Source organism: Flavobacterium sp. MMS24-S5 (assembly GCF_050320125.1).
In the GTDB taxonomy this organism is placed as follows: Bacteria; Bacteroidota; Bacteroidia; order Flavobacteriales; family Flavobacteriaceae; genus Flavobacterium; species Flavobacterium tyrosinilyticum.
Map to the genome: position 1 here is coordinate 510,869 of NZ_CP190016.1, position 14,935 is coordinate 525,803.

Sequence of the window (14,935 nt, forward strand, 5' to 3'; positions counted from 1 at the left end):
TTTTTTATTTTAAATCGGCGTAAACTGCTTCTTGGCTTTGATTATTAGGTTTAATTTCAGTTCCTTCTTTCAATGAAGCTACTCCTTCTAATACAATTTCATCTCCAGGATTTAATCCGCTTGAAACTACATAATAATTACCTGCTGAATTGTCCAATACTGTGATATTTGCATTTCTTGTTTTCTTGTCTTTACCTACAACTACTGCAAACATTTTATCTTGTAGTTCAAAAGTGGCACTTTGAGGAATAATCAAAGCTTCTTTTACATCCGTCGGAATACGAACTGTTGTACTGCTTCCGCTTCTAATAATTCCTTTTGGATTTGCGAAACGTGCTCTAACGTTTACCGTACCAGTTTCGGTATTGATTAATCCGTTTACCGTTTCGATATTTCCTTTTTGATCGTATAACGAACCATCCGAAAGCAATAAAGAAACTGCTGGCATACTTTTGATTTTTTGATTTAATGAACCTCCTCCATCTTTAGTAAAATTTAGCAGTGCTTTTTCATTCATTGCAAAATAAGCGTACACGTTACCAATACTTGAAACTGTCGTTAAAGGTTCTGTAGTATTAGAACTAACCAAACTTCCTAAACGGAAAGGAATTGAACCTACTACTCCATTTACTGGACTTGTAACTGTAGTATATCCTAGGTTAACTTTAGCATTTACTAAAGCCGCATTTGCCTGTGCTAAAGATGCCATAGCAGACTCGTAAGTATATTGAGCCGATTCTAAATCGTATTTGCTGATAATTCCTTTTTCAACCAATGGTTTTACTTTATTCACAGCCAATTTTGCTGAACTTACCTCTGCTTGAGCACTTTTAATACTTGCCGTTGCAGTACGAACTTGCTGCTCATATTCTGGAGCGCTGATTTTAAACAATGGCTGGCCAGCTTTTACCACTGCTCCTTCATCAACATAAATCTTATCGATATATCCTTCAACTCTTGGGCGGATTTCTATATTTTGCTGTCCTTGAATACTAGCCGGAAAATCACTGTTTAACGTAGCTGATTCTGGCTGTAATGTAACAGTCTTATATTCTTTAATCTGCGGAGCTCCTCCGGCCTGTGCCGATTTATCATTTTTACCGCAAGAAGCGATAATAAGGGATGCTGCAAGAATGCTTAAAAATGATTGCTTATTCATCTTGAAAAATGTGTAATTTATCTATTATATGACAACAAAAGAACTAAAATATAACATGCAAAAATTTTCAAATAGACGAAGAGCCCGATATAATCGATAAAGGTAAGATGACAACCGATGGATTTTTTTTTAAAATTAAACAAGTGTTTAATTTTTATCCCGTCGGCTCTAAAATGCTTTTTAGAGACTCTAAATCGAGGTTTAGCGATTGCCTAATTTTCATATTCAAATAAAATGTAATATTGCCTTAAAATCACAAATTATAATGGCACCGAACTTTTTTAGACCTTATTTATTTACTGGACTACACATTCTTGGTTGGTCGCTATTAGGGTATCTTATCCTGTTTTATATTCCGCTGACTTGGAATGTTGTGCTTCCGCAAGCATTCTGGCTTTGGCAGAGTATTATATTGTTTTTATTAATGATTCTTTTTTATTCTACGGCAAAAAAAATAGTTCCAAAAACCATCATTAAAGACAATACTTCGGCATTTTTAATTTGGGCATTTGCAGCAATTATTGCCATGCAATTAATCGCTTATTTTTATACCTCACAAACCGATCTTCATACTCAAATCAGCAAGGCTATTGGCTTTAAAAAATATAAAAATCCGTATTTTGATAATTACGTATTTACTTTGACATTATTGGTTTTAGGAATAAGCACCAGTTGGGCAATGTTAACGCATTGGCAAAAAGCGGCGCAACATAAACAGAAACTGGAACAAGACAAAACAATGGCAGAATTGGCCATGCTGAAAGCGCAAATTAATCCGCATTTTTTCTTTAATTCTTTGAATAGCATTTATTCTTTGACTTATACAGATATTGAAGATTCTAGAAATGCGTTGCACACTTTAAGCCGAATGATGCGTTACTTGCTTTACAGCACAGAAGGCGAACGAACGACATTACTTAAAGAGGTAGAATTCTTAAAAGATTTTATCGCATTGATGAAACTTCGTGCCAATAGTAAATTGACTATTATCACAGAAATCCCCGAAAAACTGCACGATTATCCAATTGTTCCGATGTTATTACTACCTTTAGTAGAAAATGCGTTTAAACACGGTGTTCATGCGACCGATAAAAGTGAAATACACATTAAACTTTCGCAAAACAATACACATCTAGAATTTGAAGTAGAAAATACTTTTTTCGAAAAAACATCGGTTTCAGATGAAGGCGGAATTGGTTTAACCAACACCAAACGCAGATTGCAATTGATTTATCCAAATCAGCATTACATATCTTTTGGAGTTACCGATCATGGAACATATAACATTAAACTCAAAATAACTTTAGAGCAATGACCGTATTAAAATGTATAGCAGTAGATGATGAACCATTGGCTTTAAAACTGGTAGAAACGTTTATACAGCAGACTCCTTTTTTAGAATTAATAACAACTTGCGATAATGCTGTAGACGCAATGGGCATCATTAGAGAAACAAAGCCCGATTTGGTTTTCTTAGACATTAATATGCCTAATTTAACTGGAATGGAATTGGCAAGACTTCTTCAAGATCAAGCTGGACCACTGCCTAAAATCGTTTTTACAACAGCTTACAATCATTATGCAATTGAAGGTTATCGTGTAAACGCTGTCGATTACCTTTTAAAACCTTTCAGTTACGAAGAATTTCTGCGTGCTTCAAGCAAAGTTTTGCAATTAACCGAAGAAGCCAATAATACCTTTACCACAATTGCTGCAGATGACGAATTTATCTTTCTGAAAGTAGAATACCAATGGGTTAGAATTTCTCTAAAAGACATCACTTATATCGAAAGTTTAAAAGATTATGTAAAAGTACATCTTGAAGATTCTCAAAAAGCGTTAATGTCTCTTATTTCGCTTAAAGCATTAGAAGAAAAACTGCCTTCGTCAAAATTTATGCGCGTTCATCGTTCGTTTATTGTTTCACTTGATAAAATAAGTGCTATTAGCAAAAACTCCATTTTTATAGATAAAATAGAAATCACAGTCGGCGAACAATATAAAGAAGCTTTTAAAACATTGGTCGAAAAATGGCTGAAATAAAATTAGAATTACAAAAATCATGGAAAAAAGATCAAACAAATATTATCTTACTTTAAGTCTTAAGGAATATTCAAATGGTGAAACCGAACCAGCAAAAGAACTGGGAATCGAATTTGATAATCACGATGAAATCTTCGGAATTATTGAAAGAATAAAATCTAAGAACATTTTCGCAAACGAATCTGAAGCAGTTCAATTTGCTTTAGGGTTAAAATTATTTAGCGAAATCAAATTAAAAAACCGCAAAAATCCTCTTTTTGAAGAATTAAATGAAGTTTTTCCGGTCTTCATGAAAAAATTAAAAAGTCTTTAAAATTCTCTTTAAAAATAAGACTTCAGCCCTGTTTTTACTAAATTTTTGAATGTTAAATTTCTGCTAAGAAAAAAACAATACAATTCTTACTGGCAATATTTTGTCACAATTTTCCGTTCCAATTAGGCATGTCCCACTAAATGCTTTTTCCAAAAGAAGTTTAATTTCTGTTTTGAAATTCTTCTGCTTCATACAAAATGGCATAAGCATTTAGGCATTCTTAATTGAAAAAACAGAGCATTCATTTGAAACTAACCATTTCAACTTTATTGAATCTCTACTTATAATCTTCACTTTCGAAATGTTCGATAATGCAAAAATTATTTTTTAACCATTAAAATGAAAGCATTATGATCATTCATAAAAGTATTTTTCTTCTTGCCACCATTCTTGTTTTGGGCAGCTGTTCGAATAATGACAATACTGATCCAGGCAGCAATCCAGGATCAACTGGCCCACCAGTAGAAACTGGTACAGCCAACACCACTTATCAGCCCGCATTTTCTGGACAAACACGAGCAGGAAGTATTCAAACTACCACAGAATATGAAACTAAAATAATCACCAGCGGTTTAAGCGCTCCTTGGGGAGTTGCGTATCTTCCTGACGGACGTCTTTTAATAACTGAAAAAGCAGGAAAAATTAAAATTGTAACCCAAGCAGGAGTTATTGGTGAGGCATTAACAGGTGTTCCTGCTGTAAATCCTGCAGATCAAGGCGGATTATTAGGTATTTGCCTAGATCCAGCATATGCCACTAACCGAATGATTTATTGGGCTTTTTCTGAAGTTGTTGCTGGGGGAAATATTACCGCTGTCGCGAAAGGAAGAATATCTGATAATGAAACTTCAATTGAAAACGTAACAGTTATTTATCGTTCGAATACGCCAAACGCAAGCACGCTACATTACGGAAGCCGCATTGTATTTGACAAAACTGGAAATTTATTTGTAAGTATTGGAGAAAGATCTGTTTTACAAACTCGTCCGTTGGCGCAAGCTGTAACGAGCAGTTTGGGTAAAATTGTACGCATTACAACAAGCGGTCAAGCAGCACCAGGAAATCCCTCTTTTACACAAACAGGGGCTTTGCCAGAACTTTATACTATTGGACATCGAAATCCGCAAGGCTTGGCTGTTCATCCAACAACGGGTGACTTATGGCAAAGTGAGCACGGCCCAAGAGGTGGTGATGAAATCAACCGAATTACAGCTGGAGCAAATTACGGCTGGCCAACAATTACTTATGGAATCGAATATAGTGGTACGAAAATTGGAGAAGGTATTACACAGCAAACTGGAATGGAGCAACCAGTCTATTATTGGGATCCTGTAGTGTCACCAAGTGGTATGACTTTCTACGCTGGAAACCGTATTCCAGAATGGCAAAATAACCTTTTTATTGGCTCATTGAGCGGCATGCACATTATACGTTTAGCTTTTAAAGACAATAAAGTAGCCGGTGAAGAAAGAATATTAGCAGGACAAGGTCAAAGATTTAGAGATATTACGCAAGGAAAAGATGAAGCATTATACGCCGTTACCGATCAAGGAAGACTTTACAAAATTGATAAAAAATAGAAAGTAAACTTGTTCACCATACATGCCAAAAACGCCCCAAATATGGGGCGTTTTTATTTATGTTTTTTTTGTTTCAGGTTTCAAGTTTCAGGTTAAACGCAACGGAATAAAACTTGAAACAAAAATTAATCTTTCGCTTTTCTTTTTACTGTACATCCAATTTCTTTAGTTTGTGTAATTGCTGGTTTTTGACCGCTTTTAAGTGATGCAATTACATCTTCTGCATATTTTATTTTCTGCGGATTATTGCCTTCTGGATCATTGTCGATTGCTCCCACATATTCTACTACATTACCTTTTGAAGTTTTAGAAACGATAAAGATGTGAGGCGTGCGTTTTGCACCATATTCATCCGTGATTTTTTGTCCTGGATCAAATAAATATGGGAACGAGTATTTTTTCTCTTTTGCCAAATCCTGCATTTTTGCAAAAGTATCTGCATTAGAAGCCTCAGGATCATTTGGATTGATTGCAATTACAGGATATCCTTGAGATTTGAATTTTTTATCCAAATCGATAATTCTCTGCTCGTATCCAATTGCATAGGGACAAGTGTTACAGGTAAAAACAACAATATATCCTTTTGCATCTTTAAAAGTTCCAAAAGAAACGTCTTTGTTATCAACATTTTTTAGTTTGAAATCTGGAGCTGCATCGCCCGCTTTAAGTGTTACAGCATTTTGTGCGTGAGATAGAAAAGCAGAAAATGCTAATGCTAGTAATAAGATTATTTTCTTCATAATGGTTTACAGTTTTTTATATTCAGTTAATAATTGTTCGTAGGTAAATTCGCTTTCAACAAATTTTCGTTTATCATTTTTAATAAAAAGCGTTGCCGGAATACTTCCTGACCAGCTTGGGTCAATTCGATCAATAAATTCTTGTGGATTACTTTCGTTTAAAAGAAAGACTTCATTCTTTAAATTTTTCCTTTTCACAAACGGAATTACATTCGATTGCAATTTGGATTTAAAATCTAAACTTACTAATAAAACAGCTACTTTCTCTGATTTATGCTCTGCTCCCAATTTCTCAAAATGTGGCAATTCTTTTATACATGGCGCGCACCAAGTTGCCCAAAAATTGACTACATAAGTGCTGTCTTTTCCGTTTTTAATTCTTTCGTTGAGCTGATTTATATTTAAAAGCTTTACGTTCTGATTGTATCCTTTTATGGAAAAAAGTAGAAACAGAAGAAAAGAAATTTTTAAAAGTTTATTTTTCATAGACCTTTTGATCTTAAAGTTAATTTGTTTCTTACAAATATAAACTAATGCTTAATTAGATTTTGTTAATGAAAATTTAATGTACTTTTTAAGACACTAAGATGCTGAGATACTAAGGCGCTAAGTTTAAAGGTATTGTTTTAGAATTTTGTTCAGTTCTATTACATCTTCCTGATAACGCGGGTATGTTGTCAAATTCCTCACGCTATGATTTTCATTATTTGCCAAACCAATTCCTTTTATTTTTCCAAATGAAGATTGCATAATTAATCCGTTTAAGAGGCAATCTGCAATATAATTGGAATGTGCCTCAAACTTCGGAATTGTGTTCAAATGCTTTACAATAATGGGTTTTAAAATTGCTTTTTGATCTTCAGAAATTCCAGTCATGGGTAGAAAAAGAAGAAACATATTAGGATATTTTTCAAAAGACAATAATTCATCCAAAGTAAAAAACCAAGCTTCAAAATGTCCTCCTAAATTTCCTATGTAAATATCATTCAGAAAAAAATTGATTTCATATTCGGTAAACTCAACTGCAAAATTTAAATTATCATTTATTCTGCCTGCAACATATCTTGGATTTTCTTCTATATCATCATAATTAAAAAATATCCTTTCCCATTCATAAGCTTCTGTTTCATTAATTTCTACAACTTCTAGAGCTTCATCAATATTTATTTCTTCTCTCTCATCAAAACCTCTTGACCAGCAGAAATAATATTTCCAGAAAAAGGTATTATGGCTGAGTTCTTCAATTTGTATTATTGCATTCATAATTACAAATTATCTTGAGGTGTCCACATTCTAAAAAATTTAAACATTTTAGAGTATTCTTCCCGGGGTACAAATGCCATACAAACTTCTCGGTTATCTAGTGCTGACTCGGTTAAAATAATATGGTTCGGTTCTTTTCCTGCATTTATAAATTCTGCTTCAGAAACCACGCAGACCACTTTTTTAAATATTCCGTTTACCCATTTCTGCATATTTTCGTTTTGCTCAAATTTTCTAAAACAGGCCAAAGATGCGTGGGCAGTTATTACCGGAACCAATTTGTCTGGAACGCCCTGTTTTACTAAAATGTACATTTTCATATTAAATCTTATTTCCTTTTTTGGGCATTATATCTATACTGCAAATATTTCTAACTACTTTTTCGTTTGATCTCAGGTTATAAACTACTGAAATTATTTAGAACAACTTTTCAAATAGTATTTTCTCTTCGTCTGATAATTGTCTGGCAATTTTAGCAAAATCTTTACTTTGCCCAAAAATCGTATACATAATGCTTTCCCAACAATAATCTGCCATTTCCTGAGGATTATCTCCACTTTTTGAATATTCTTTTAAATCCTCTTTAGTAAAATAATACGAAATAAAATTCTCCTTGCTATTCAACAATAATTTCAAGCTATTTTCATTTGTAAAATAAGAAATGAAAGCCTTATTATGCAGATGTTCCTGCATGGATAAAACAGCATTGATAAAGACTTTTATAGATTTTTCGGTTATGCCGAATTTCTCCAAAAATACAGGCGTAAATTTGGCATGAACAGACTGATGTTCGCCATCAACTGTTTTATAATACTCAATTAGCGTATCAAAATATTTTTCGTCTTGTAATCCTAAAGCAAAAACAGCAAAAGTCGACGGCATTGCACAATTCTCGTCTTCAAGATTGTTGTACCATTCGTATTCTTTTTTAGCCAGGTTAATATATTCTAAAATGTCCTTTTGAAGGTTTGGATATTGAACAGCTCCAGCAAAAAGATAGTTCTGCCCACATTTTGGAAGCCCTTTTATTGGAAGCAACTCTTTATTTTTAGATGAAAATGTAATTTCATAGCTTTTAGGAAAATCGGTCTTCAGCAGATTATTTACAAAGTGTAATGCTTTTCTATAACTTTCTTCTGTTTCTGTAATCAGTTTTATATTGATTGTTGCAAAAACATCATTGGCTTTAGCTGTTAAATCATTGTCTTTGTGTGCACTCAATTCTTTTGAAAGTTTTCCTGTTCCGTTTTTCTTTAATTGAGCTACTTCGTCAGACCCCAATTCTGTTACAACATCAAAATACTCATTTGCAGTAACCGTGGCATAACTTGGCCCGTATTTAATATGAGAAACGGCAATATAGCATATAAAACTTAAAAGCTCTTTTTCCTCTTCCGTCAATATAGGTTCTGGAATCTCTTCTGTTGTTTTGGGTATAAAAATCTTGTATTTGCCTTTTTTTACTCTTTCAAAACTATTAAAAACTAATTCGTCTGCTTGCAATCCTAATGTATAACGATAACTATCAAATCCAGTAAGTTTTCTAAGTTTTTCGACAAATGAAATATAAAATTCTTTTGAGAAAGGTCTGGTCTGGAAAAAATATTCAATTATGGATGATAATAGAAATTTTTCACCCGAATCTAATACATAAGGATTTGGATATGCTTTATCAATTGTAACTGTATTATTATCAATCGCTTCAATGAATCTTTCTAAAAGCGATTCGTTACCTTCTATTTTTACTAAATAGTTTAATTCTCTCATTATATTTTTATTCGTTTTTCCTATAATTTCTTTAAATCCGTTTCGATTCGCTTTTTCGAAAGCAGAAAAGTTTTTAAATCAATTTTTCCTTTTGATTTATTTTCTTCTAATTCCTTTAATTCAAGTTGGAGTTCTCTGTATCGAATCTCATTTTCTGATCGTTCTTTTTGAGGATAAAGCAGATCCAGCTCATCTTCTACATTTGTGGTTTTACTCAAGACTTCTTCTAGCGAGTTTCCTAAAAATACCCAACAGTCATCATCATATCCAAGATTTCCAGCAGGAATGAGAATTATCGGAAACCCCTCGTTTTCTCTGAGATCATAAGCATAAAACTTCCCTCCACCATTAAAAGCTATTGGAAGAAATGCCGGCGCCCAAATTGGAAATCCGTAATTTATATACATCTGGCGAATTTCTTCTAACGAAAAAAAGCCAAATTCACGTTCGCCATTTATAATTCCACCACCGTTTGAATACTGCAAAAGTTCGATATATTCTTTTGGAAGCCTTAGCTGTTGAGGAATAGGGAAATATTTTGGATCTCTACCATTTGGATACAAACTCTCGATATCAGGAAAATTGTCAAACTCATCTTTTGAAAATAATTTGGTAAAGAAATCTTCTGAAACCGATTCTGTTAAAGCTGATTGCTTATCGAAAAAAGTAAATTTACTGAACCACATATTTATTCTGTTTCATCATATTCATAAGCTTCTTCATCGTCATACGAAAGATAGGACCAATCGATATCAAGATTCTCCAGAATGGCATCAAACCGTTCTTTATTGCTTGATCCAATAAAAGCTGCCGTACAATTGTTTTCTTGATCGAATGACAAACTGATTACAATATAAAAATCATCTGTATATACCTTTTGATTTTCTCTGCTGATTTCAGGAACAAGCGTATAATTTTCTTCAACTAGCTTTACAATTTCCGAATCAATTTCTCCAAAATGATTTCCATTAAATTGAAGTCCGCCCAATGTACCGCTGAAAACTGCCATTAGTAGAAAAAAGTTCTCCGTTGTTTGAGTTTCGATTTCCCAATCCGATTTTTCGATTGTATCGTAATTGCCGTAAACTGGAGGATTTTCCTTTGATAAATCTTCCTTTTTAATTCCCCAAAAAGCAACATTTTGATTTTCTTCGTAAAAAACCAGAAAATCATCATCTGAAAATCCGATTTCATTTTCAGGTTTCAAAAGTCTTTTAAAACTGTAATTAAGGTTTTCTTCTTTCCCTAATTCCAAATAGTATTCTTTGAGTTTTAAAGGAAGTTTAATCTCTAATTTTTTCTCAATATCAAGGATTTGATTTTCTGAAAATCCGTAGTTTTCATTTTCAGACAAATTATAGAGGCGTTTAATTTTTTGAATGTAATTCATTTTGGCTGTAGATTTAATCAAATGTGAAAATACACAAAAACGGTGTAAGATTGCAACTACTTAATACTAGAAGGTTATTTTTTTTTGAGAAGAATAGACAATTCCTCAAAATTGTTTTTTTCTAGTCACTTTTTTTTGACTAATTGACTGGCGATGATATTCGGATGAACTTTGCAGTAAATTAAAAAACTCGGGAGTCATTTTAAAAATTTCTATGAAAATACTGTCGCTACTATTAATCTTGATTTGCAGTGCAAGCTGCCAGTCGCAAACAAATTCAAAAATGAGTGAAGAAAAAATAAATCCGTTATTATGTGATCCTGTTAGCGGAATGTGTGAAATGCCTTTCGGCGAAAAATCGAATGAAACTACAAATATTTCAACAGAAAATAAACCTGTAAAAATTGTTTATTACACAGATCCAATTTGTTCTTCTTGTTGGGGAATTGAACCTCAGCTTAGAAAATTAAAACTTGAATATGGCGATTATTTTGAAATTGATTACCGAATGGGCGGTTTATTACCCGATTGGAGTTATAACAGTGGCGGAATAAGCAAACCTTCTGACGTTGCACATCATTGGGATGAAGCGAGTTTGTATTACGAAATGCCGATTGACGGAAATGTTTGGATTGAAGACCCGTTAGATTCTTCTTATCCTTCTTGCATTGCTATGAAAGCGGCTCAAATACAGAGTAAAGAAAAAGCTGTAAAATTTATGCGTGTTCTTCGCGAAGAATTATATCTAAACAAAAAGAACATCGCCAAATGGGAAAACATAGCCGAAGCAGCAAAAATTGCTGGTTTGGATGTTCAAAAACTAAAAACCAATTATGAAGGAGAAGCCAAAAAGCTTTTTCAAGAAGATTTAAATTTAGCCAAAACGCTTGGAGTACGAGGTTTCCCAACCTTATTTTTGGCTGATGCCGATAATAACCAATTAACTGTTTACGGTTCTAAACCTTATGCTGCTTATGAAAATGCTTTATTAGCATTATTTCCCGATGCAAAAAAGAAAACCATTAAAAATGAAAATCCGTTAGATTTGTTTGAGATTTTCCCAACATTAGCTCCAAAAGAGTATGCTGTAATTTTAGATAAATCAACTTCTGAGGCCACTTCTATTTTAGAGAAATTAAATCAACAAGGTTTGTTGGATAAAAAGACAATAAAGAATGGTTCGCTTTATATTAAAAATAAATAAAAGAATATTGAAATCATGTTCCATCGGAACATTTGGTTGGTAGAAAAAAAATAAATAGATTGTTCGTTTCGTCCCGTAGGGACGTTTGATTGATCATCATTTTAAATTAATCTCAATTTATCAAACGTTCCTACGGAACGTAAAAAATGAATGATTGCTGAATTTCTACCGATGAAATGTTCCGATGGAACATAATTTTACCAAAGAATATCAACAATTTCATGAACTTCGTATTCGAAGTAATTACCGTTTTTGTCTTTATTTCTATTGAATAAATTAGGTTTGTAATTTTTAAAATTCTTCTCTAAAAACTTCTTAAAATAACCGTTGCCATAAATTGTATTTCTATAAAATGTTGAAATAAATTCTGAAGTATTATCTTCTGGTTCTTCAAATGTTTTTATAAGATCTACTATTTCAAACAATTCATTTTTGCTTATATTATTTAGCTTTTTTGGATTTGGCAATGAGATATTAAAAGCAAGATTTTCTGCCCCATCTTCTTCCCACCATTCCCAAAGATTGAATTGCGTCATATCTTTGCCAGTTAATAGATGTAATTTTTCTTCCAGTTTTTTACATTCTATATTTTCTTCATCTCCATTTTCATCACAAAATTCAGTATAATCTAAAATCAGTTTTAGAACTTGTGGATATAGTTTTTCAGCAATATCAAATTGAGGCTCTATTTCTTTTCTTAATTTCATTTTAATATTTTTATATGTTGATTTTGCATTAATAGCCTAAACAATATTAATCAAACGTTCCTACTGAATGTAAAACTAAATAATGATTTAATTTCTACCGATGAAACATTTTTTAAAAATTACATAATATTGTTCCATCGGAACATTTCATCGGTAGTAAAAAAACATGTACATATTAATTTCGTCGCGTAGGGACGTTTGACGTTATAAAATTGGTTCTTTAAAAATATATTGATAATCGAATTCTATTTCAAATGCTTTCAATAATTTTTGATACTCCTCTAAAAATGTTTCTTTTTTATGATGTTGTTCTTGATTTTGAATATATCTAATGACATTTGCAATGTGGCTTCTTGAATATGAAAATGCTCCGTAGCCTTCTTGCCATGAGAAATCTGGCGACATTTTTTGTTCTTTAATCCATTTGCTGGTTTCTGTTTTTATATTTTGAACAAGCATAGAAATGGATTGTGTAGGACGCATCCCAATAAAAATATGAATATGATCTGGCATACTATTAATACATAACATTTTATGATTATTGGCTTGAATTATACCCGTAATATATTGATGTAATTTGTCTTTCCAATCTTTTGCAATCAATGCTTTTCTATATTTTACCGCAAATACAAATTGTATATGCAATTGTGTGTATGTATTTGCCATAACCAACCAAACGTTCCTACGGAACGAAAAAAATAATCCATCATTAAAAGTTCTACCGATGAGATGTTCCTAGCGGAACATTTTTTCTCTTAGTGATGTAAATTTTAAACATTCTATTTTTTTGGATAGCTACTAAAAGTCATTTGAGTGTTAGTTTAAGACAAAAAAAATGTTCCGTCAGGAACATTCTTCGAATCTTATCAATCAAGAAATTTTAAAAATTTCAATCCATTAGCGTAAAAAAAATGTTCCGCTAGGAACATCTCATCGGTAGAAAAAAAAATGTTTACGTAGTTGTCGTCCCGTAGGGACGTTTGATTGGTTTATTAAATTTCCCTCAAAATCAAATCGGCTACAACATCTATTGCCTGATTAATAATCTCTTCTGGATTTCCTTTAAACTCAAAACGTTTGGCAATTTGTATCTCGCCAAAAATGATATGGATAAAAATAGTCCCAACAGGTTTAGATTCACTTTCGCTTCCGCCAGGTGTAGTTAATCCCGTTAAACCCACACAGATATCGGAATTAATGTAACGGTAAAAGTTCTGTGCCATTAACTTGGTCACTTCTGCAGATTCTGCACTGTATTGCTCAATTGTTCCCCACGGAATATGAAGCAAATCTTCTTTCATAGACGAATGATAACAAACCATTCCTCCTATGAGGATTCTTCCAGAATTAAAAACTGTTGAAAATTCATAACACATTTTTCCCGCCGAAGCACTTTCGGCAAATGCTATTGTTAAATTCTTTTCTATTAAAGCCTTACAACATGCCGTTACCTTATCTGATGCCATATCGATTTAAATTTAATTGCACATTCATTTCATCTCAAAAGTAGATTGTTTAAACACAATTGCCTTACATAATTTCTTACAACATTTATAATATAAATAACTGTTAATTATGCAACTATAATGTTTTTTCATATAAGGTTTCTGATCTATTTACAGGGTAATTTTGTAAATACAGCTTTTCTTAGTGACTTTATAAAAGTACAAGCCAGAAAAAATTAAAAGCCGAAAATAGCTCATTTAAAGAAAAGCTAAGGACATGGATAACAGTTAAAACTGTAAAGATTAATAAAGGTCTTCGTCGTGAAGATTCAATATTGAAAATAAAATAACAAATCAAAAAAACACTATTATGGAAAAGCAACATAACCATGATTATGGTCAATTTGATCCTGATTATATCGAACAAAACACACTTGTAGATGGTACTTATTCTAATGAAGACGAATTTAAACAAGTTTTGAAAAAAAATGATAACCGAGAATTTGGCGAAAGCGATCCCGATTATTACGAACAAAATACGCTAGTTGATAATGACAATTATGCACGAGATGAAGATCCGTATCAATATCAGGAAGAGTTTATTGAAGATCCTACGCATCTAAAAGGCGATTTTGAACCGAATACCACTATTCGTTCAGAAAACATTCCGAATGAGGAAAGAATCATCAATGAAGATGATGCCATTACAAACGACGGCACGGAAGATGACTTAAACGATGACTATGATCCGGATTTAGATTACGAAAAAGATCGTGAAAAAGAGGAAGATTTGGATAAGGATGAAGAATTGAATGATTTTGACGCCGAACATTATCCTGAAAACCATCCTAGAGAATAGCAAAAATTATCGTAAATTGTAAAGCATTAATTTATGTCTATAGCAGTTCAAATTGTCTGGCTTTTTGTATTAGCAATTCCGATTGCCTGCATCAGCTGGACTGTCACACATGAAGAGATTTTTAGAGAACCGCATGAATGGTGTGTCAAACATTCTAAAAATGACAAATTTATTCTGTCAAGAAAGTTTTTCTATCTCCTTACCTGTGAATATTGCTTTAGTCATTATGTTACAATTGCCTTTCTAATTATCTGCGATTATAAACTTTTGTTAAATGATTGGAGAGGATATATTTTGGCAGGGTTTTCTCTAGTTTTTATGGCAAATGTTTATATGAGTCTTTTTGCTCTATTGCGCCAAGCTATAAAAAAGGAAAAGGTCGAAATTGAGAAAATTGAAAGTGAAACTGACACTGAAAACAGTAAAAATTAAAAAATAACAAATAAGTATAATTAAAATTAATTG

Annotated in this window: 18 protein-coding genes; 7 read left to right on the forward strand and 11 right to left on the reverse strand. The window is 32.5% G+C overall.

The features are described 5' to 3' along the window. Nucleotides 1-4 precede the first annotated feature (4 nt). Nucleotides 5-1,159, reverse strand: coding sequence for an efflux RND transporter periplasmic adaptor subunit (locus ACPWTF_RS02200; RefSeq protein ID WP_427874214.1), 1,155 nt, complete (start codon nt 1,157-1,159; stop codon nt 5-7). 265 nt (nt 1,160-1,424) lie between these two features. Between ACPWTF_RS02200 and ACPWTF_RS02205 the strand changes: the two genes are divergently transcribed. From ACPWTF_RS02205 to ACPWTF_RS02220, 4 genes are all read left to right on the forward strand, one after another. Further along, a complete protein-coding gene (locus ACPWTF_RS02205) occupies nt 1,425-2,474 on the forward strand; it encodes a sensor histidine kinase (RefSeq protein WP_427874215.1) in 1,050 nt (349 codons plus the stop codon). After that, nucleotides 2,471-3,202, forward strand: a complete 732-nt coding sequence (locus ACPWTF_RS02210; protein WP_095930718.1) for a LytR/AlgR family response regulator transcription factor — start codon at nt 2,471-2,473, stop codon at nt 3,200-3,202. Before ACPWTF_RS02205 ends, ACPWTF_RS02210 begins: the two co-directional genes overlap by 4 nt. 19 nt (nt 3,203-3,221) lie before the next feature. Next, nucleotides 3,222-3,515 (forward strand): DUF3861 domain-containing protein, encoded by a 294-nt coding sequence (locus ACPWTF_RS02215; protein ID WP_095930719.1) that lies wholly within the window; start codon nt 3,222-3,224, stop codon nt 3,513-3,515. Between the two features lie 350 nt (nt 3,516-3,865). Beyond that, nucleotides 3,866-5,095 (forward strand): PQQ-dependent sugar dehydrogenase, encoded by a 1,230-nt coding sequence (locus tag ACPWTF_RS02220; RefSeq protein WP_427874216.1) that lies wholly within the window; start codon nt 3,866-3,868, stop codon nt 5,093-5,095. Nucleotides 5,096-5,220: 125 nt separating this feature from the next. Here the strand turns inward: ACPWTF_RS02220 and ACPWTF_RS02225 are convergent, their stop codons facing one another. The 7 genes from ACPWTF_RS02225 to ACPWTF_RS02255 all read right to left on the reverse strand — a co-directional run bounded on the left by ACPWTF_RS02225 (nt 5,221) and on the right by ACPWTF_RS02255 (nt 10,255). Next, nucleotides 5,221-5,835 (reverse strand): thioredoxin family protein, encoded by a 615-nt coding sequence (locus ACPWTF_RS02225; protein ID WP_427874217.1) that lies wholly within the window; start codon nt 5,833-5,835, stop codon nt 5,221-5,223. Between the two features lie 6 nt (nt 5,836-5,841). Next, nucleotides 5,842-6,321 carry a TlpA disulfide reductase family protein gene (locus ACPWTF_RS02230; RefSeq protein WP_111289665.1) on the reverse strand — a complete coding sequence of 160 codons (480 nt, stop codon included), beginning with the start codon at nt 6,319-6,321 and terminating at the stop codon, nt 5,842-5,844. 126 nt (nt 6,322-6,447) lie between these two features. Continuing rightward, on the reverse strand, nt 6,448-7,098 hold the full coding sequence (locus ACPWTF_RS02235; protein ID WP_427874218.1) for an Imm19 family immunity protein: 651 nt from the start codon (nt 7,096-7,098) through the stop codon (nt 6,448-6,450). A 2-nt stretch (nt 7,099-7,100) separates the two neighbouring features. Further along, nucleotides 7,101-7,418 carry a hypothetical protein gene (locus tag ACPWTF_RS02240; RefSeq protein ID WP_427874219.1) on the reverse strand — a complete coding sequence of 106 codons (318 nt, stop codon included), beginning with the start codon at nt 7,416-7,418 and terminating at the stop codon, nt 7,101-7,103. A gap of 97 nt (nt 7,419-7,515) precedes the next feature. Continuing rightward, nucleotides 7,516-8,865, reverse strand: a complete 1,350-nt coding sequence (locus ACPWTF_RS02245; RefSeq protein ID WP_427874220.1) for a DUF6138 family protein — start codon at nt 8,863-8,865, stop codon at nt 7,516-7,518. 20 nt (nt 8,866-8,885) lie between these two features. Then, nucleotides 8,886-9,551 carry an SMI1/KNR4 family protein gene (locus tag ACPWTF_RS02250; protein ID WP_427874221.1) on the reverse strand — a complete coding sequence of 222 codons (666 nt, stop codon included), beginning with the start codon at nt 9,549-9,551 and terminating at the stop codon, nt 8,886-8,888. A 2-nt stretch (nt 9,552-9,553) separates the two neighbouring features. Then, nucleotides 9,554-10,255, reverse strand: coding sequence for an SMI1/KNR4 family protein (locus ACPWTF_RS02255; RefSeq protein WP_427874222.1), 702 nt, complete (start codon nt 10,253-10,255; stop codon nt 9,554-9,556). Between the two features lie 283 nt (nt 10,256-10,538). On the opposite strand from ACPWTF_RS02255, the gene ACPWTF_RS02260 reads away from it, so the two are divergent. Beyond that, nucleotides 10,539-11,459 (forward strand): DsbA family protein, encoded by a 921-nt coding sequence (locus tag ACPWTF_RS02260; RefSeq protein WP_427874223.1) that lies wholly within the window; start codon nt 10,539-10,541, stop codon nt 11,457-11,459. A gap of 197 nt (nt 11,460-11,656) precedes the next feature. On the opposite strand, the gene ACPWTF_RS02265 is transcribed toward ACPWTF_RS02260, so the two are convergent. From ACPWTF_RS02265 to ACPWTF_RS02275, 3 genes are all read right to left on the reverse strand, one after another. After that, nucleotides 11,657-12,166, reverse strand: a complete 510-nt coding sequence (locus tag ACPWTF_RS02265; RefSeq protein ID WP_427874224.1) for a hypothetical protein — start codon at nt 12,164-12,166, stop codon at nt 11,657-11,659. Nucleotides 12,167-12,370: 204 nt separating this feature from the next. Continuing rightward, entirely contained in the window at nt 12,371-12,832 is a 462-nt protein-coding gene (gene tnpA, locus ACPWTF_RS02270) for an IS200/IS605 family transposase (protein ID WP_427874225.1), read from the reverse strand. A gap of 326 nt (nt 12,833-13,158) precedes the next feature. Next, nucleotides 13,159-13,632: a CinA family protein gene (locus ACPWTF_RS02275; protein WP_320493777.1), complete on the reverse strand. Its 474-nt coding sequence runs from the start codon at nt 13,630-13,632 to the stop codon at nt 13,159-13,161. Between the two features lie 349 nt (nt 13,633-13,981). Here ACPWTF_RS02275 and ACPWTF_RS02280 point away from each other — a divergent pair, with 349 nt between their 5' ends. Together ACPWTF_RS02280 and ACPWTF_RS02285 are read left to right on the forward strand one after the other, a co-directional pair. Further along, nucleotides 13,982-14,470 (forward strand): hypothetical protein, encoded by a 489-nt coding sequence (locus tag ACPWTF_RS02280; protein ID WP_427874226.1) that lies wholly within the window; start codon nt 13,982-13,984, stop codon nt 14,468-14,470. A 33-nt stretch (nt 14,471-14,503) separates the two neighbouring features. Then, nucleotides 14,504-14,902, forward strand: a complete 399-nt coding sequence (locus tag ACPWTF_RS02285) for a hypothetical protein (protein ID WP_250836393.1) — start codon at nt 14,504-14,506, stop codon at nt 14,900-14,902. The last annotated feature ends 33 nt before the right edge of the window (nt 14,903-14,935 follow it).